This is a genomic window from Bacillus sp. L75 (genome assembly GCF_003676355.1).
In the GTDB taxonomy this organism is placed as follows: Bacteria; Bacillota; Bacilli; order Bacillales; family Bacillaceae; genus Bacillus; species Bacillus velezensis.
In genome coordinates, this window is the sequence record NZ_ML064918.1 from 13793 (window position 1) to 30182 (window position 16390).

The 16390-nt window shown below is 44.8% G+C and carries 21 protein-coding genes; 8 read left to right on the plus strand and 13 right to left on the minus strand.

The genetic code is table 11. The features are described 5' to 3' along the window. Nucleotides 1-10: 10 nt before the first annotated feature. Nucleotides 11-352: a transcriptional regulator YodB gene (gene yodB, locus D5S11_RS18145; protein WP_012117759.1), complete on the minus strand. Its 342-nt coding sequence runs from the start codon at nucleotides 350-352 to the stop codon at nucleotides 11-13. A 129-nt stretch (nucleotides 353-481) separates the two neighbouring features. Between yodB and D5S11_RS18150 the strand changes: the two genes are divergently transcribed. Further along, nucleotides 482-1090: a nitroreductase family protein gene (locus D5S11_RS18150; RefSeq protein ID WP_020955942.1), complete on the plus strand. Its 609-nt coding sequence runs from the start codon at nucleotides 482-484 to the stop codon at nucleotides 1088-1090. A gap of 43 nt (nucleotides 1091-1133) precedes the next feature. Here D5S11_RS18150 and D5S11_RS18155 read toward each other — a convergent pair whose 3' ends face one another. Further along, nucleotides 1134-1736 (minus strand): alpha/beta hydrolase, encoded by a 603-nt coding sequence (locus D5S11_RS18155; RefSeq protein WP_108724887.1) that lies wholly within the window; start codon nucleotides 1734-1736, stop codon nucleotides 1134-1136. A gap of 2 nt (nucleotides 1737-1738) precedes the next feature. Continuing rightward, nucleotides 1739-2662 (minus strand): ring-cleaving dioxygenase, encoded by a 924-nt coding sequence (locus D5S11_RS18160; RefSeq protein ID WP_108724886.1) that lies wholly within the window; start codon nucleotides 2660-2662, stop codon nucleotides 1739-1741. A 185-nt stretch (nucleotides 2663-2847) separates the two neighbouring features. Between D5S11_RS18160 and D5S11_RS18165 the strand changes: the two genes are divergently transcribed. Both D5S11_RS18165 and D5S11_RS18170 read left to right on the plus strand, forming a co-directional pair. Further along, a complete protein-coding gene (locus D5S11_RS18165; protein ID WP_003153716.1) occupies nucleotides 2848-3048 on the plus strand; it encodes a DUF3311 domain-containing protein in 201 nt (66 codons plus the stop codon). Then, nucleotides 3048-4538, plus strand: coding sequence for a sodium:solute symporter family protein (locus D5S11_RS18170; protein ID WP_053104016.1), 1491 nt, complete (start codon nucleotides 3048-3050; stop codon nucleotides 4536-4538). The genes D5S11_RS18165 and D5S11_RS18170 overlap by 1 nt, the downstream gene beginning before the upstream one ends. 34 nt (nucleotides 4539-4572) lie before the next feature. On the opposite strand, the gene D5S11_RS18175 is transcribed toward D5S11_RS18170, so the two are convergent. After that, on the minus strand, nucleotides 4573-6051 hold the full coding sequence (locus tag D5S11_RS18175) for a glycoside hydrolase family 30 protein (protein ID WP_032869976.1): 1479 nt from the start codon (nucleotides 6049-6051) through the stop codon (nucleotides 4573-4575). A gap of 147 nt (nucleotides 6052-6198) precedes the next feature. After that, nucleotides 6199-7641: a 6-phospho-beta-glucosidase BglA gene (gene bglA / locus D5S11_RS18180; RefSeq protein WP_020955945.1), complete on the minus strand. Its 1443-nt coding sequence runs from the start codon at nucleotides 7639-7641 to the stop codon at nucleotides 6199-6201. 249 nt (nucleotides 7642-7890) lie between these two features. On the opposite strand from bglA, the gene D5S11_RS18185 reads away from it, so the two are divergent. Then, the gene (locus D5S11_RS18185; protein WP_108724885.1) at nucleotides 7891-8616 is read left to right on the plus strand and encodes a GntR family transcriptional regulator; all 726 of its coding nucleotides are present in this window, start codon (nucleotides 7891-7893) and stop codon (nucleotides 8614-8616) included. A 60-nt stretch (nucleotides 8617-8676) separates the two neighbouring features. Here D5S11_RS18185 and ctpA read toward each other — a convergent pair whose 3' ends face one another. Beyond that, nucleotides 8677-10080 carry a carboxy-terminal processing protease CtpA gene (gene ctpA, locus D5S11_RS18190; protein ID WP_094032093.1) on the minus strand — a complete coding sequence of 468 codons (1404 nt, stop codon included), beginning with the start codon at nucleotides 10078-10080 and terminating at the stop codon, nucleotides 8677-8679. A 146-nt stretch (nucleotides 10081-10226) separates the two neighbouring features. On the opposite strand from ctpA, the gene D5S11_RS18195 reads away from it, so the two are divergent. Together D5S11_RS18195 and D5S11_RS18200 are read left to right on the plus strand one after the other, a co-directional pair. Next, complete coding sequence (locus tag D5S11_RS18195) at nucleotides 10227-10928, plus strand: class I SAM-dependent methyltransferase (RefSeq protein WP_032866256.1); 702 nt, start codon at nucleotides 10227-10229, stop codon at nucleotides 10926-10928. Nucleotides 10929-11020: 92 nt separating this feature from the next. Further along, nucleotides 11021-11272, plus strand: coding sequence for a hypothetical protein (locus D5S11_RS18200; protein ID WP_007407946.1), 252 nt, complete (start codon nucleotides 11021-11023; stop codon nucleotides 11270-11272). 43 nt (nucleotides 11273-11315) lie between these two features. On the opposite strand, the gene D5S11_RS18205 is transcribed toward D5S11_RS18200, so the two are convergent. After that, nucleotides 11316-12134, minus strand: coding sequence for a M15 family metallopeptidase (locus D5S11_RS18205; protein ID WP_007407945.1), 819 nt, complete (start codon nucleotides 12132-12134; stop codon nucleotides 11316-11318). Between the two features lie 83 nt (nucleotides 12135-12217). Then, a complete protein-coding gene (gene deoD, locus D5S11_RS18210; RefSeq protein ID WP_003153702.1) occupies nucleotides 12218-12916 on the minus strand; it encodes a purine-nucleoside phosphorylase in 699 nt (232 codons plus the stop codon). A gap of 136 nt (nucleotides 12917-13052) precedes the next feature. Between deoD and D5S11_RS18215 the strand changes: the two genes are divergently transcribed. Next, nucleotides 13053-13178 (plus strand): hypothetical protein, encoded by a 126-nt coding sequence (locus D5S11_RS18215; protein WP_003153701.1) that lies wholly within the window; start codon nucleotides 13053-13055, stop codon nucleotides 13176-13178. Between the two features lie 54 nt (nucleotides 13179-13232). On the opposite strand, the gene D5S11_RS18220 is transcribed toward D5S11_RS18215, so the two are convergent. The 3 genes from D5S11_RS18220 to D5S11_RS18230 form a co-directional block, all read right to left on the minus strand. Continuing rightward, a complete protein-coding gene (locus tag D5S11_RS18220) occupies nucleotides 13233-13553 on the minus strand; it encodes a YodL domain-containing protein (protein ID WP_003153700.1) in 321 nt (106 codons plus the stop codon). A 59-nt stretch (nucleotides 13554-13612) separates the two neighbouring features. After that, nucleotides 13613-14224, minus strand: a complete 612-nt coding sequence (locus tag D5S11_RS18225) for a phosphatase PAP2 family protein (protein WP_032866257.1) — start codon at nucleotides 14222-14224, stop codon at nucleotides 13613-13615. A gap of 73 nt (nucleotides 14225-14297) precedes the next feature. Then, nucleotides 14298-14471, minus strand: coding sequence for a YozD family protein (locus tag D5S11_RS18230; protein WP_003153696.1), 174 nt, complete (start codon nucleotides 14469-14471; stop codon nucleotides 14298-14300). Nucleotides 14472-14588: 117 nt separating this feature from the next. On the opposite strand from D5S11_RS18230, the gene D5S11_RS19945 reads away from it, so the two are divergent. Then, nucleotides 14589-14732 (plus strand): hypothetical protein, encoded by a 144-nt coding sequence (locus D5S11_RS19945; RefSeq protein ID WP_032866258.1) that lies wholly within the window; start codon nucleotides 14589-14591, stop codon nucleotides 14730-14732. On the opposite strand, the gene D5S11_RS18235 is transcribed toward D5S11_RS19945, so the two are convergent. Both D5S11_RS18235 and D5S11_RS18245 read right to left on the minus strand, forming a co-directional pair. Continuing rightward, nucleotides 14729-15409: a hypothetical protein gene (locus D5S11_RS18235; RefSeq protein WP_014418138.1), complete on the minus strand. Its 681-nt coding sequence runs from the start codon at nucleotides 15407-15409 to the stop codon at nucleotides 14729-14731. The genes D5S11_RS19945 and D5S11_RS18235 overlap by 4 nt on opposite strands. A 717-nt stretch (nucleotides 15410-16126) precedes the next feature. After that, nucleotides 16127-16351, minus strand: a complete 225-nt coding sequence (locus D5S11_RS18245; protein WP_007407941.1) for a YozE family protein — start codon at nucleotides 16349-16351, stop codon at nucleotides 16127-16129. Nucleotides 16352-16390 lie beyond the last annotated feature (39 nt).

Here is a 16390-nt window from a genome sequence, read left to right on the forward strand (position 1 = left end):
GCAGCCTTTGTTATTCATCACATGTGTCGTTGGCAGAACCCCCGGGCTCGCAAAAACTGTCTGCCCATTTTTGCATTTCCTGAAAAACGGCTTGCAGAGCCAAGCCTTTATCAGTCAGTTTATAAATGACTTTGACAGGTGTTTCAGGCAGCACCTGACGCTCGACGATTTCATTTTGTTCCAGCTCTTTGAGCCGCTCCGCGAGCATTTTTTGGCTGATTGTCGGTATCGTTTCGGTCATATCTTTAAATCGTTTCGGCCCGTCCATCAGTACATGGATAATGAGGCCGTTCCAGCGCTTTCCCAAAAGAGAAAAAGCGGATTCCATTTTAGGACACATTGTATATCCCACGTGAGTTCATCCCTTCATCTATGAATTGACAAGTTTTTTGTGATCCATTAAAATTAGTTTTCGAGTTACATTTAGTAAGCTTCTAACTTTTCTATTATGATAACACGTTTATCCGAAGGAGGAAATATGATGACATCCGTATTAGACGTTTTAAAGGAACGCGCATCTGTTAAAGAATACGATAAAGACGCGGTCATTACAAAAGAGGAATTAACAGAACTCCTTGAAATCACAACGCAAGCGCCTTCCGCCTGGAACCTTCAGCATTGGCATTTTCAAATCTTTCACAGTGATGAAGCAAAAGCTGCCCTGCTTCCGGTTGCTTTTAATCAAAAACAGATTATTGATTCATCAGCAGTTATTGCCGTATTAGGCGATTTAAAAGCAAATGAAAATGGTGAAGACGTTTATGCTGAACTGGCTGAGCAAGGCAATATCACAGAAGAGATTAAACAAACGCTTTTAGGCCAGATTAACGGTGCATACCAAAATGATCAGTTTGCCCGTGATTCAGCATTTTTAAACGCTTCTTTAGCAGCGATGCAGCTGATGCTTGCCGCTAAAGCAAAAGGCTACGACACTTGCGCGATCGGCGGATTCAATAAAGAGCAATTCGTTAAGGAATTCGACGTGAGCGAGCGTTTCGTGCCCGTCATGCTGATTTCAATCGGTAAAGCCGTTAAGCCGGCGCATAAAAGCAACCGGCTGCCTGTATCTAAAGTGTCAACTTGGCTGTAAGATGAAAGAAACCCTTAGTCCGCTTAAGCAGACTAAGGGTTTTTTATAGGAATCGCTCACTGTACCAGGTTCTTGCCTGCTCTGCTTCCTGCTGTGTGAGCTGATGACCGCCCTCCTGCCAAACAAGAGAAACGGATGCATGAGCAGCTGTCAGATACTGATAAAGCTCCTCCGATTCTTCTTTTGTACATAGGGGATCGCGTTTTCCTGCACCGATAAACACAGGCATCCCTTCCATATCAGGCAGCTTCACTCCGCGTATCGGCACCATCGGATGATGCAGAACAGCTCCTTTCAGTACATCTTTATAATGAAACAAAAGACTTGCTGCAATATTGGCGCCGTTTGAATAGCCGGCAGCAATCACGTTTTCTCTGCTGAATCCGTACATTTGCGCCGCTTCATCAATAAAATTCTTTAATTCTTCCGTCCGTTCAATTAAATCTTTCTCGTCAAATACGCCTTCTTTCAGCCGCTTAAAAAAACGGGGCATGCCGTTTTCCGACACTGATCCTCTGACCCCGAGCAAACTTGCGTTCGGATCGATAAAACGTCCGAGCGACAGAAGATCATGTTCATTTCCTCCCGTTCCGTGCAAAAGCAGCAGAACATTTTCTGACGTTCCCTGTTCAAACACATGTTTCATCATCATTCTCCTTTCTCCATTTTGGGCAGAACAGCTGTAATCTGGCTGCGATGCTCTTCCAGCCATTCCGGAAGCTTCAGCTCTGTTCCGAGATTTTCAAAGGATTCATCCGTCATAAACCCCGGTTCATCGGTTGCCATTTCAAATAAAATGCCGCCGCTTTCTCTGAAATAGATTGAAGTAAAGTAAGACCTGTCAAGAATGTCAGATGAAGCAAGATGAGAATCAGCAAGAATATCCTTCCATTCCGCCTGCTCTTTTTCGCTAGTGCGGAAAGCGACATGATGAACCGTCCCGTAACCGCCGATACCTGCTTCTTTCGGCGCAAGGTCAACATCAATAATATGTCCGATCCGCGCCTCCGATTGCAGCCTGACAATCTGCTGTTCTTCTCCTGTCTTTGAATAACCGAAGCGTTCTATGAGAAATTGAATGGTTGCTTCAGTACGGTACGAGTACAGAAGAACACCTCTCATGCCTGTGATCGCTTCTTTTTCCGTAATACCCGCAGGAGTCCATTCACTCTGTCCGCTTCTTTCATCTTCCATTATGGCAAGCGGCAGGTCTTCTGTATCATTAAAGAGAAGCACTTGTTCAGACAGCATGATCTGTTCTTTTACAGACAAGCCGTTTTCTTCAAGCCGGCGCTTCCAAAACGCGAGTGCTCCTTTCGGCACGGAGAAATAAATTCTTCCGGCCTGCCCTTTTCCCACGGTTCCCGGGCGGCTTCCCTGAAAAGGAAAAAATGTAATAATCGTGCCCGGCTCTCCGTTTTGGTTGCCGAAATAAAAGTGATAAGTGGCAGGGTCGTCAAAATTAACGGTTTTTTTAACGAGCCGCAAACCCAGCACTTCAGTATAAAACCGAAGATTTTCAGCAGGATCTTTTGCAAATGCGGTAACATGGTGCAATCCTTGTGTATTCAATGTATTCACTCCTAAATATCTTGATTTCGAGATATTAACTATTCTAATTTAATATGAATGAAGATGCAACTAAAGTGTTTCAGTTAAAAAAGTAATAGAATTCTTTTTTTTCTGAAAAATATCTTGTGATCTTATCTGACACCTGCTATGATAAGGAGCATTATCAAGTTTCAGGAGGAAAGTAAATGGTCAGAAAAGCACTAATTTTCGTTCTCATCTTAATCCCTTTCAGCCAGCTGGCCCTGCTGTCAGTCGCTAATCGGGTTCATCCGATCATTATCGGGCTGCCTTTTTTTCATTTCTGGCTGCTTTTATGGATCGCAGTCACTCCATTATGTTCGTTTCTTATTTATAGGCTGCAGAAGAAACAAGGAGGACTGGACTGATGCCCGCGAATATAACAGCATTGATCATTACAGCCGTCATCGTTTTAACCGTTGTCTGTATCGGCTTTATAGCCGGGAGAGACAAATCATCACGCACTTCTGTTGAGGAATGGTCTGTCGGCGGCAGACGGTTCGGGGGGCTCCTCGTCTGGTTTTTAGTCGGCGCGGATCTCTATACGGCTTATACGTTTTTAGGCTTAACAAGCACAGCCTACACAGGGGGAAGCGTTGCTTTTTTTGCAATCCCGTATTCTGTTTTGGCGTATTTTATCGCGTATTTCTTTCTGCCGAAGCTGTGGAAAGTGGCAAAAATACACAAATTAACGACGCTTGCCGATTATGCCCGTGAGCGTTTTGACAGTAAACTTTTGGCCAGTCTTGTCGCCATTGTCGGCGTACTTATGCTCATTCCTTATATTTGTCTCCAGCTGAGCGGAATTCAAGATACGCTTCAGGTGGCCGGAACGGGTGTCATTAATGTCAATATGGTCGTCATCATCTCTTTTATTCTTGTAGCGCTGTATACTTTTTTCAGCGGAATTAAAGGGCCGACGTTTACGGCGATTATTAAAGACATTCTCGTGTGGGTGATTATGCTGTTTATGGTCGTGTCACTCCCGCTGATCCATTTTCACGGCTGGACGCCGATGATTCACACTTTGGCTGAAAAAGCGCCGCAAATGCTGACGATTCCGGACTCGGGGCCGAAAGGAATTCCTTGGTTTATCACAGCTTCCATCGTATCTGCGCTGGCGCTCTTTATGTGGGCGCATGCGGCAACCGGCGTATTTACGGCAAAAAGCGCAGATGCCGTCCGCAAAAACAGCATGTTTCTGCCGCTTTATAATATTGTTTTGATTCTTGTTATTTTTCTCGGCTTTATCGCGTTTCTTGTCCTGCCGGAAGATACCAATCCGCGGCTCGCTTTATTGAAGCTGATTCAAACGTCTTACGGCGGAGTCGCGCAGGGCTTTGCTTACTCCACGATTGCTCTTGCGTCATTGATTCCCTGCTCTATCATGGCAATCGGAGCATCAAACTTATTTGCGAATAACTTATATCGGGATTTGATTCACCCGAATGTGTCACCAAGCAAACTGACGATGATCACCCGTTCAATGGTATTTGTCGTCATCGGGCTCGCGCTTTTATTCGGTATGCTGTTCCCGACTGCGCTCGTTACCCTTCAGCTTCTCGGTGTTTCCGGCATGGTTCAGATCTTTCCGGCTATCGCCGTCAGTCTGTTTTGGAAGAATCAAACGAAAGAAGCGACAATTATCGGTCTTCTCGTCGGTCTTATCGTGACATTCACGGTAAATATCACCCAATCCGCCCACGGTATATATGAAGGGTTTTGGGGTTTGACCGCTAACATGGCAGCCGTTATTATCCTTAACCCGTTTTTTGTAAAAAAAGCGCCTTCAAACGCCGTCAAAGACGGTTTATTCAATAAAGCGCCTTCTGATCAACTGAACCAAAAAGGCGCTTAACAGAAAGAAGCCGGCACGTAAAAGTGCCGGTTTTTTACTTTTTTCGCTTCCATTTGTAGGTAGCCACGGTTTTAGCCGGGATGACGGCTTCAAACTGCCGATTTTCTGAAACGACATGGAATTTTTGTTCTGAAGATGTCTGGTTGATTACGACTGTCACAATGGATTGATCAGGATTAAGGAACGATACATTCGAGACTGTGTTTTTGGAGCCGTAATTACTTTCTATCCGCTTTGCTCCCCGGTCGATAAATTTTGAAAAGTTGCCTGTCATATGAAAGATCGGGATATTCCAATAGCGGTCAGGGTTTTTAGCATCCTGAATAAACAGCGTCGGGTCTGGGGTGCCTATCCAATGATGCGTCTTGATTTGACTGTCGAGCATCGTCACCCACGCATTGTAGCTCGACGCGCCATTGCGGAAATACTGCGCGATCCGGTCCGCCCCTGCCGTCCCCCAGACAGACCGCTCCGTTAAGTGAATAGATTTATCAGGATATCTCTTTCCGATTTCCGACATGACGGAAAGGTCACCGTCATAATCGTGAAAAGCGATGCCGTCTGCCGCCCGGTTTCCTTTTTTATCATCTAAAATCGGCGGAATATAGTTCCACGCCCCGCTCGCATTGTGATCATAAATCCAAATTTTCGTGTCAATTACGTGTTGTTTCATTTCTTTTTTTAAGGCCAGTGCCAGTTTACGCTGCTGAGACGGCGGCATATACATGCTCGGATAGTCGATTTCCAGCAAAGGTTCATTTTGAAGGGTCAGCGCATAAATCGGAATTCCTTGCTTTTCGTACGCCTCAATAAATTTGCGGAAGTAAACGGCCAGTGTGCCGATATATTTATCTTTCAGCTTTCCCCGCTTGAGGTTTTCATTCGTTTTCATCCAAGCCGGCGGGCTCCACGGTGAGGCAATGATTTTTAGTTCCGGATTTATTGCCAGCGCTTCCTTGATGGTTGCTGTAATGTGTAAATCAATATCCTTTTGGATCGAGAAATGACGGAGCTTAGGATCTGTTTGGCCTTCAGGCATATCGTCATACGTATAAAATTCCTGTGCTGTAAAATCAGATGTCCCGATCGTTATGCGCATAACGTCCATTCCGATACCATCTTTGGGATCAACGAGTTTTTTCAGCACTTCTTTTCTTTTTGCGGGTGTCATTTTTGATAAATTATGGATTGTGGATTCTTCCAGGGACGATCCTACGCCTAACACACTTTGATAGCGGCGCGACGGATCAATATACACAGCGGCGGAGTCAGAAGCCTTCTTTTTTGTCAATGTAAGCGGTGTTTGTTCGTCTAAGGCGTATTTCACTTCTAGCGGCCCGTCATACCACGTACGGGAAGCCGGATCTTTTTCAGAACTGAACCACACCCTTACTTTGTTTTTGTCTGAAGCCTTCCGATCAGCTGCATACACTTCGGTTTCCATGCTGCTTGATATGAAAAAGAAAAACATAAGAAAAACCAGCGTTATGTGCAGACCTTTTTTAAAAAACATGAACCACCATCCCTTTCCTTATTTTTATAAGCGATTCTAATTGAATAGCCGGACAGTCACCTCCTTCCCGCTTGAATGAATGCGCTTTCAAAATTACTGATAAAAAGCCGGCTTCACACAACGGTGAAGCCTTCCCTTTTTACACCTTTAAGATACATATGAGCCGTTTGTTTCAATCACTTTTTTATACCATTCAAATGAGTCTTTCTTAAGCCGCCTCATTGAACCGTTGCCTTCATTATCCCGATCAACATAAATCATGCCGTAGCGTTTTTTCATTTCTCCGGTTGTAAATGACACGATATCAATAATTCCCCATGGTGTATAGCCCATTACATCCACACCATCATATGTGATTGCTCTTTTCAAAGCTTTTATATGTGACGATAAATATTCAATTCTTGGAGTGTCATGAATTGAACCGTCCTCTTCTAATGTGTCGATGGCGCCGAATCCGTTTTCCACGATAAATAATGGAATCTGGTAGCGGTCGTATAAGCGGTTTAATGTGTACCGTAAACCGGTCGGGTCAATCGCCCAGCCCCAATCACTCGCTGTAATATAAGGATTTTCCACGCCGTTTGGCAATCCTCCGTTTACGACATCTCCGGTATTATCGTTTGATACATCACTTTTTACGGTTGTAGACATGTAATAGCTGAATCCGAGGTAGTCCACTCGGCCGTTTTTCAAAATCTCTTCATCACCGTCTTCAAAGTGTATCTGATAGCCTTCTCTTTCAAACTCTTTTAACGCATAGCTTGGATAATATCCGCGAACCTGCACGTCCGGGAAGAAAAAACGCTGTCTCATCGTTTCTTCAGCCAGCATCACATCGTCGGGGTGAGATGAGTACGGGTAAATCGGAACATGTGATACCATCGCGCCGATCCTGAACTCAGGATTGATTTCTCTTCCCTTCGAAACAGCCAATGCGCTTGCCAGCAGTTCGTGATGGCCGGCCTGATACATGACTTCTTTTGCGTTTTCGTTTTCTTTGACGGCGACGCCTGAGTTCGTCCATAAAAAGATCGGATTATTCACATCCATCTTATTATTGATTTCGTTAAACGTCATCCAATACTTCACCTTATGTTTATAGCGTTCAAAACACACTTCAGCGAATTTTACAAAAAATCCGACTGTTTTTCTGTTTCTGAAACCGCCGTATTCTCTCGCCAAATGCAGCGGCATCTCAAAATGTGACAACGTGATTACCGGTTCAATCCCATGTTTCAGCAATTCATCAAACACCCGGTCGTAAAAAGCCAATCCTTCCTCATTGGGCTCGGCTTCATCACCTTTAGGAAAAATTCTGCTCCAGCCGATGGACGTTCTTAAACATTTCAGACCCAGCTCGCTGAATAATGCGATGTCCTCTTTATAACGATGATAAAAATCGATCGCTTCATGATTCGGATAAAATTCCCGCTCTTCAATTGTATCTGTTATTTTCCGGGGCACACCATGCGCGCCTGCCGTCATGACGTCCACTACACTCGGCCCCTTGCCGCCTTTATTCCATCCCCCTTCAAATTGGTGGGCGGCCAGAGCGCCTCCCCATAAAAAATCTTTTGGCAATGTCCCCATCGTTTATATCCTCCTTTATTTGACTGCCGCTTGCATGCCGAATAAATGCACTGCAGCCGCTTCAAGCATCCGCTTCGCAAGTGCAGAAGAATGCCTGCCTTTATTTTCATATTATACGTTTACATTATAATTGTACCGGTATAATTTATCAATACATAAACAATTATAGTTAATTTACGAAATGGCTTTTAAAAACGATTATGCTATAATTCTGAAAGAAGCGGGACAATAAATGAATGAGGAATGTATATGTTAAAATACCAGCAAATCGCGATAGATATTGAAAAATACATAGAAGAACATCAGCTGCAGCAAGGGGATAAACTGCCTGTGCTGCAAACCTTAATGAGCCGGTTTAACGTGAGCAAAAGCACGATCACCAAGTCCTTAGATTTATTAGAAAAAAAGGGGATTGTGTTTCAAGTGAGGGGAAGCGGCATTTTTGTCAGACGGAATAAAAGAAAAGGGTATATCAGTCTGCTTTCTACTCAGGGATTTAAAGAATCACTTGAAGATTTTAATGTCACTTCCAAATTATTAGCGCTGGAAGTGAGAAAACCCACGCCTGAGGCTGCCCAAAATCTGAATATGCCGCCTGACGGCGACGTGTATTATGTCAAGCGAATCCGATATATTGACGGGCTGACATTGTGTATCGAAGAGTCATTTTACAACAAATCGATTATTACGTATTTGAATAAAGAGATCGTGGCAGAATCAATATTTGATTATATTCGAGAAGGTCTCGGGTTAAAGCGCGGTTTTTCAGATTTATATCTGTACGCGGGGATGTTAAATGAGGAAGAAGCGGAGTACTTAGGTCTATTTACAGGAGCGCCTAAGCTATGCGTTGAAACGATTTTTCATTTAACCAACGGCCAGCCGTTTGACTTCTCAAAAGTCACCTATCACTATGAGCAATCACAGTTTTTCATTCAGGCGAACAGCCACCTTTTTGAACAGGAAACGACATAAGACGGGCTTTTCGCAAACAGAAAACACCCAATGCGCGAGCGGCGCATCGGGTGTTTTTTACTATTTCATATTCTTATTTAATGTTTCAACGGCTTTTTTCATTTGTGTATCGTTGTCCGCAAGCTGTTTTTGCAGATCCGTCATCAATTTTGCCGTTGTGTCTCCCGTTATAATGCCTGTTTGTTTCAGTTTCTCTTTTGCTTGGAATTGTTTAACGGCTTGTTCAAATGCTTTATCATACGTGCCGTTTACTTTCACGCTGTACCCCAGCGCTTTCAGCATTTTTTGCGCATTGGTGACGGCGGTTCCGGAATCCCCGTATTTGTATGTTTTTTTCGCATCTAAATACGGCAGGTTCGCATATTCAGGAAGCTTAACCTGATATTGCGGTTTGATGCCTTTTTTATGAATCCACTCTCCGTCCGCTGTCAGCCATTTAGCGATTGTCAGTTTAACGGTAGAACCGTCGCTGTAATCTTTTGCCGTCTGCACGGTTCCTTTTCCGAACGTTTTCTCGCCGATCAGCGGAATGCCCGATGATTCATGCAGCGCAGCCGACATGATTTCCGCGGCGCTCGCGGTGCCGTCATTGACGAGGACGACTGTCGGTTTTGTCACTTTTCGCTCTTTCGTCGCTTTCATGACCTCTTTCGTGCCGTCTTTGTATTCGACCTGCATGATATTTTTCCCTTTATCGATAAACATGTTGCTCATTTTGATGGCTTCATCCATCAGTCCGCCCGGGTTGCCCCTTAAATCGAGAATGTATCCTTTCGCTCCTTGTTTTTCGAGGCTGTCAATGGCTGAATTCAGCTCTTTTGCCGTCGATTCGGAGAAGGATGTGATTTGGATTTCGCCGATGTCTCCTTTTTTCATTTCAGAGTACACCGTTTCAACCGGAATGGTGTCACGTTTGATCGACAGGTTCAGATCGCCGACACCCGCTCTGTGCAGCACGAGCTTGACGTTTGTTCCCTTTTTGCCGCGGATTAATGCGACGGCTTCGTTTACATTAAGGCCTTTAACGCTTTTGCCGTTGACCTTCAAGATCTGGTCATTCGGTTTAACCCCCGCTTTTTCCGCGGGTGACCCTTTAATCGGCGATACGATCAGGATACTGCCGTCCTTTTCTTCCACTTGTGCGCCGATGCCTTCAAACGAAGCGGAAATTGTTTCTTCAAAAGACTTTCCTTCCTGCGGGTCCATATAAGAAGAATATGGATCATCCAGGGAACTGATCATGCCTTTTATCGCTCCGTCTACTAATTTGCTGTCATCTGTTTTTTGATAGTAATCACTTTTAATCTGCTCGTAGGCTTTATTGAATTTCTCAAATTTGCTGTTCGTCAAAGCAGCCGAGCCTTGTCCGAAAATGGTCGTATTGCCCGTGATAAACAGCGTAAGCGCCGAGGCTGCGACCGCAGTGATCAATATAATAAAAAACAGTTTAAATTGCCGCTTCAAGAAAACACCACCTTTTTATTCTTACATTATTATCATAGACGAACGCTCATTCGTCAACTTCAAACGTGAGGCGCCCTTCTTTCCCGTTTACCCAAACCTATGCTTTTCTCTCAACATATGCTGAGGAAAAAAGGAGGATTCGGCCTTTGAGCAAATATTTAGAAATGCTGTCCTTATTCGGAGTCGGAGGGGCTCACCCCGGCGGGCTCGCTTTTTCCAAAGCCGTTCTCACAAAAGCGGCTCCTCCTCCTGGCGAACCGATTCTTGACGCCGGCTGCGGAACGGGACAGACGGCCGCTTATCTCGGCCACCTGCTGTACCCCGTCACCTGTGTTGATAAGGATCCCCTTATGCTTGAAAAAGCAGCAAAACGATTTGCCGCTGAAGGCTTAACCATTCCGGGCTATTTGGCGGAGCTTGAGCGGCTTCCGTTTGCTGAAAATCAATTTTCCGCCGTTCTTTCCGAATCAGTTCTCACCTTTTCAAATCTTGATTCATCGCTGTCTGAAATCCTGCGGGTCCTTAAACCCGGGGGTATGCTGATCGGCATTGAAGCTGCTTTACAAAAGCCCATGCCGGAAAACGCCATCACGCAGATAAAAGACTTCTACGGTTTTACCGTATTGCAGGATGAAACGGCATGGAAACAGAGATTGCTTCAGCAAGGCTTTCAGAACGCGGATTTCATTCCCGCTGTCTATGAAAACAATGCGCAGGAGCCGACTACAGAAATGGATTTATCGCCCGTTATTCAGCCGGTTCACTACGATACGCTGACGGCTCATTACGAGCTTATGCAGACGTACCGTGAATATATGGGACACTGCGCTTTTGTCGCTTACAAGTAAAACGGCGATTGTCCTCCTGTTTTCGTCCAACCTTTTTACCGCACTCTATCATAAGCTGACATAGAAAGATAGGTTGGATAGGAGGAGAAAAGATGCAAAACTATTATCATCTTTGCCGGCAGCACCAGGGAAAAGTAGCAAGAATTACAGAACGAAACGGCAGAGTCCACGTCGGAAGAATCGTACGGGTGACTAACAGCAAAGTGTATATCGCCCCTGTCGGCGGCCGTCACAGAGGATACGGGTTCGGCTATTGGGGAGGCTGGGGAGGCTGGGGAGCAGCCTACGGTATCGGCCTTGGTTTCATTACCGGATTTGCGCTTGGAGGTTTACTCTTCTGGTAATAAAGAAAGCCCGCTTTCTATTTTTCAAGCGGGCTTCTTCTTATTACACTTTCTTTACTTCATTAAAATATTCTTCAAGCGTTAATTGATGGTCATGGATGGCTTTTGCCGCTTTTTTGCCTACATAGCGTAAATGCCATGGTTCATACTCATACTTTGTGACATTTTCTTTGCCTTTAGGATAGCGGATGATAAAGCCGTATTCATACGCATGGTCTTTCACCCATTTGCCGTCCGCCGTGTTTCCGAACGCTTCATTCAGCTCATATCCGTTGCTTTTGCTGGAAATGTCCATGGCAAGCCCCGTCTGGTGTTCGCTTTGCCCTGGATATGCGACGGCTTCTTTCGCCTTTTTTTCACCTTTCAGACTGACTTCATTATCGAAAATAACTTTCTGTCTGTCATAAGAGCGGTATCCTGAAACGGCAACCAGGTCATAACCTTCTTTTTTCCCGGCGCTGAATAGTTCCGCCAAAGCATCGGCGGCAGGTTTGCGGATATATCGTTTCTCGATTTTCTCAGTAAAAGAAAATTCAACTTTCGGGATCACGAGATCATTCGGTTTATAATCTCCCGGCAGCGTGTATGTCTTATTCACGAGCGCAAGTGTATTTGTCGGGTTTTGAATGGTCTCAAGCCCGTTCACTTCTTTAATATCATTAAAATATTTGCTCTCCAATACAAAATCGCTGTTTTCTGCCTTCGTTGTTTTTTTGCTTGATGTGTCATCTGATTGTTTTGTTTCAGCTGCTGTTTTTGTGTCCTTGTGGCTGTCGCCGCCTGAAATGCTGCAGCCGGTTCCCACGATTGCGGTTACGCTGAGAGCGGCAGCGAGCGAGAACCATTTAGTGGATTTCTTCATTTTACACTTACCTTTCTTTTTTTGAATCAGGGCGATGCATAAAGAAGAGGGCTGCTTTAATCAGCATAACCCTCATCTCAAGTTTACGATACAGTATGCAGCGCCAGTTTAATCATATCATGAAAAGTCGTTTGACGCTCTTCTGCCGTTGTTTCTTCTCCCGTTAATACGTGATCGCTTACAGTCAGGATAGACAGCGCTTTTTTGCCGTATTTAGCGGCAAGCGTATATAAAGCAGTCGTTTCCATCTCTACGCCGAGAACGCCGTATCTGGCAAGCTTTTCGATTTGGGAGTCTTCATTGTAAAACTGATCGGCGGTGAATACGCTTCCGACCGCTACGGGAAGATTGTTTTTTTGCGCTTCCTGGTACGCTTTATGAAGCAGTTCGAAGTCTGCGCAAGGAGCATAATCTACACTGCCGAAGGCGACACGGTTCATCTGTGAATCAGTTGAAGACGTCATAGCCAAAATCACGTCACGCACCTTCACGTCATTACGGATGGCTCCGCATGAGCCGACTCTGATTAAGTTTTGAACATCATAGCTTTGAATCAGTTCATTCACATAAATAGAGATAGACGGAACACCCATGCCGGTGCCTTGGACTGATACTTTTTTGCCGTTATATGTACCCGTAAATCCGTACATTCCTCTGACTTCATTATAGCATTCCACATTTTCAAGATAAGTTTCCGCAATAAATTTCGCTCGGAGCGGATCTCCCGGCAAAAGCACTGTATCCGCAATTTGGCCTTTTTCAGCGTTTATATGTACACTCATTTCCTTTTCCTCCTGCCTATTCAAACTCCCACCCATTGTACACTGAATAACGGTAAGAGACAATCATCAGCATGATCAGGGCGATCTTGGGCAGAATATGCGGGATGACAAGCCTAAAGAAAAAGGAGTGAACATAATGGGCAAAAAACAGCGCAACCGGGTGACCGGCCAGAAAAAGAACAATCACGTGCCCGTTTCAGACGTCATTGCAGCTGATGAAGCGCATGGAAAAGAGCATTCCGCCGCTAAACGGAAGCCTTAACACAGTCTTTCCCAGACAATACGGAAGCCGGCTGAAGATTCAGCCGGCCCCGTCTTACCTCGGCTGGACGAGCAGCCGGTTAATTTTGCTCCATCCCGCAGGGTTAAGCCTGTAATACGTCTTTCCTTTTCTTCCTTCGTCTATGAGTATGACATCTCCGGTCGCTATGAATCTGGCTTGATAGTCGTTTGGGACCGTATCAGGCACATTAAAAACAGAAAATGCCCTTTCCAGTGCGTCTTGATGATTGTCAGCGGCCAGCTCTGTCCGATAGACGACCCTGTATCCCTTTTTCTCGCCGTAGCGGGGTGTTTGAAAAATCGTCACATCATAGGCGCAAGTCTTTTTTTTAAACACGGGCAGCGATAACAGCATCAAGATCCCTCCCTCTTATTTCTTAATAGTATTAGCGTTTTTTCTCATTTTTCCTGTCTCTATTTTTGTCGAAACGGGTGATACTTTTCGTCAAGAAGCGCAAAAAGCGAAACGAGGCAAAGTCCGAGACTGAATCCGGCAAGCACATCCGTCGGAAAATGCGCGCCCAAATAAATTCTGCTGAATCCGATCAGAATGACGAGAACCCCGGTAAAGACGGTGACGGCCCGTTTTCTTTTCGTGAAAAACGGAACATGCTTGATCAAAAAGTAAGCGATGACGGGGTACATCACTGCCGAATTCATGGAGTGGCCGCTCGGAAAACTGTATGAGGTTTCATGGACGAGCGGTTCAAAAGCGGGTCTGGCTCTTTCAATCAATTCTTTTATTTTTATGTTTACAATCCGTTCAATGAGAAAGAGAAGCGGCAAAAAAACAACATCCGGCGTTTTTTTGTACATATACAGAGCCGCGCCTGTCAAAAGAAGAAGCGGCAAAAGCACCGCGGTCGTGCCGAGCTCCGTTATCCATAACATCAATTCATTCAGCCAGGCAGCCCTGATCCTGACAGCCGCTTCTATGACACGCTCATCAAAAACCCGGACGGCTTCTATCCGGATCGCTGCTGCGAGCAGAATAAACAATGCGAAAAGACTTGCTGGCTTGTACAACGTTTTCCCCCCATGTTTCATTCTCCCGAGCTGATTGAAAAAACCGAAGCTTTTTCACTTCGGTTCCGCAGTTTCAGTCTTCATCAAGCTCTTCGTCTATCATACATTTTTCTAATAAATAATCAAAGGTGATGTCGGCTATTTCGAAGATTTCCTCTTCACTCGGTATGTACCCGCGCATAGCAAGCTGACTGTAAAAATAATCAGCTATTTCTTCTGTGTCAATCACAAGATCTATTTCTTTCATGCAAACACCGCCTCCTTTTTTATGTTTTATGAAAAAACCGTTCAAATTATACCCGAAAGTTCTAAACGTTTTGTCCGCTCATATACTTTTAAAAAACAAGCCCCGGAGGGAGAAAAGATGATGACGAAAATGATGGCTTTATTGGACGGAGATGGATTTGATGTCGTATTGGAAAAAGTGCTGAAAGGAATGTCGTTTGTAATCTTTGCCGGCTGTCTGCCCTGGTTTTTATATGTCACCGTCCGTTTTTTTGCCGGCTAGCTGAAATGCTCCCGCAGGCTTTCCAGCACAAAATTCATCATATCTTTATATTCTTCGTCACCGAACAAATGATAAAGAATCTTATAATCGTTATAAATATCAAGCAGCTCATCTACAATCGATACCGCCAGCACATGCAGGGTATCGGGATCATCAGCATCGCCTTCAAACTGAAGAAGAGCAGACGCGACGGTATCCTCGCCGATCTCATGAGATGCTTCCCCAACATAGTGGACAAACAGCAGCTGATGCACAAACTGATCCATTTCATATTTTCTCAGAACCAGCGTGAGATCCTCTTCCTCCGTTTCAAGCCACTCTCCGTCTTTCAGCCGAGTCAGCTCATAAATAATATCCTCCCAGCCATCCTCTAAATATCTCCATATTTCAGTTCTGTGGCCGATGACACGGAATAATTCCTTTCCGTAGTCCTTTACATATACTACGTCGCCGATCAGAAATTCATATTCAATATCCAATTTTTCCATATCGACGATCACGCCCTCATAATCTTTATAAAGCTGGATGGACGATTCAAAATAAAGCACTTCATTATGATTGACTTCGTAAAGATAATGTTTATCAATTTGATGAACCTTCGTAATGGTGCCGACGGTTCCGTACATCACGACGACCACGATGTCTCCCACTTGAAATTTCGGTTTATCTGGCTTCATGCTGTCTCCCCCTTGCCGCGGACTGTCATACGCTATCGTATGCCGGCCGCCATCATTTCGCATGGGCATGAAAACCACAGGAAATATCTATTTCTGCACCTGTTCAAAATGGCAAAAACCGCAACATGCTTGTGCGTTTTTTCACTTACCGTAACAGAAGCGTCCGATGACATTTCGCTCTCGATCGACTGCAGTAACAGTGCTGAGACAAAACGCGCCTATTTTGAATGAGTTTTTGTTTTTTCTCTATGACGCAAAGGTAAACACCCGGCCCGAAGGCATATTGACAATATCACCGCCGTGATGTTCAAGATTTGCCGTGAAACACATCATCGAAGGTGTAGGGAGATCCAATTCCGGCTGCATATTTGCAAGGCACAACTTCAATCCGCTTCAACCTTGTCACATAAAATCCCCTATTCCGTCCAAACGTCAGTGCCTCATCAGTCTTACCTAATGGATCATTTGATTCCCCTCACTTCATTTAAATGTTTGATTATTTCTCCGTGAAAAGAGGCTCCTTACCCGGGACCCCGCCGTCAGCAGGCCTGATCCGGTGAACTCTGCAGCTATACATTCTACTGCCTTATGATACGTGCCTTCAGGAAGATGTGTTTACGAGCTGATCAAACGGACGGCGTTGCGGGATTTGATCATACGGCACCTCATAAGCGAGTGATTTCAACAGAAAAAAACCGCACAATGTGCGGTTTTTCGTCAGGCGTGATGCACCTCGGTCTCATATTTTTCCCAAGCTTCATCAAATGTCGCCATCGTTTCTAAATAGTCGGCGCTCAGTTCTAAATAAGAACTGAGCTCGTGATAATCGCTTGACGTTTTCGGAAAGCCGTGATCTTCGTATGCCTGATTCGCAAACTGGCTGATTGCGTCCTGCGGCTTGGGATGCCTGTATTTCATCAAATAGTGATAAAAGGATTTCATGGGTTTCCCCTCCTGATGACTGTCTTTTGTTGTACTATT

Bases quoted from the DNA above. Each gene is read 5' to 3' on its own strand.
- D5S11_RS18235 (WP_014418138.1), bottom strand. From the start codon at position 15,409: ATGAAGCCAGATAAACCGAAATTTCAAGTGGGAGACATCGTGGTCGTC.
- bglA (WP_020955945.1), bottom strand. From the start codon at position 7,641: ATGGGGACATTGCCAAAAGATTTTTTATGGGGAGGCGCTCTGGCCGCC.
- deoD (WP_003153702.1), bottom strand. From the start codon at position 12,916: ATGAGTGTACATATAAACGCTGAAAAAGGCCAAATTGCGGATACAGTG.
- D5S11_RS18205 (WP_007407945.1), bottom strand. From the start codon at position 12,134: ATGAAGAAATCCACTAAATGGTTCTCGCTCGCTGCCGCTCTCAGCGTA.
- D5S11_RS18170 (WP_053104016.1), top strand. From the start codon at position 3,048: ATGCCCGCGAATATAACAGCATTGATCATTACAGCCGTCATCGTTTTA.
- D5S11_RS18200 (WP_007407946.1), top strand. From the start codon at position 11,021: ATGCAAAACTATTATCATCTTTGCCGGCAGCACCAGGGAAAAGTAGCA.
- D5S11_RS18185 (WP_108724885.1), top strand. From the start codon at position 7,891: ATGTTAAAATACCAGCAAATCGCGATAGATATTGAAAAATACATAGAA.
- D5S11_RS18215 (WP_003153701.1), top strand. From the start codon at position 13,053: ATGGGCAAAAAACAGCGCAACCGGGTGACCGGCCAGAAAAAGAACAAT.
- D5S11_RS18230 (WP_003153696.1), bottom strand. From the start codon at position 14,471: ATGAAAGAAATAGATCTTGTGATTGACACAGAAGAAATAGCTGATTAT.
- D5S11_RS18150 (WP_020955942.1), top strand. From the start codon at position 482: ATGACATCCGTATTAGACGTTTTAAAGGAACGCGCATCTGTTAAAGAA.
- D5S11_RS18165 (WP_003153716.1), top strand. From the start codon at position 2,848: ATGGTCAGAAAAGCACTAATTTTCGTTCTCATCTTAATCCCTTTCAGC.
- D5S11_RS18220 (WP_003153700.1), bottom strand. From the start codon at position 13,553: ATGCTGTTATCGCTGCCCGTGTTTAAAAAAAAGACTTGCGCCTATGAT.
- D5S11_RS18155 (WP_108724887.1), bottom strand. From the start codon at position 1,736: ATGAAACATGTGTTTGAACAGGGAACGTCAGAAAATGTTCTGCTGCTT.
- D5S11_RS19945 (WP_032866258.1), top strand. From the start codon at position 14,589: ATGATGACGAAAATGATGGCTTTATTGGACGGAGATGGATTTGATGTC.
- D5S11_RS18245 (WP_007407941.1), bottom strand. From the start codon at position 16,351: ATGAAATCCTTTTATCACTATTTGATGAAATACAGGCATCCCAAGCCG.
- D5S11_RS18175 (WP_032869976.1), bottom strand. From the start codon at position 6,051: ATGTTTTTTAAAAAAGGTCTGCACATAACGCTGGTTTTTCTTATGTTT.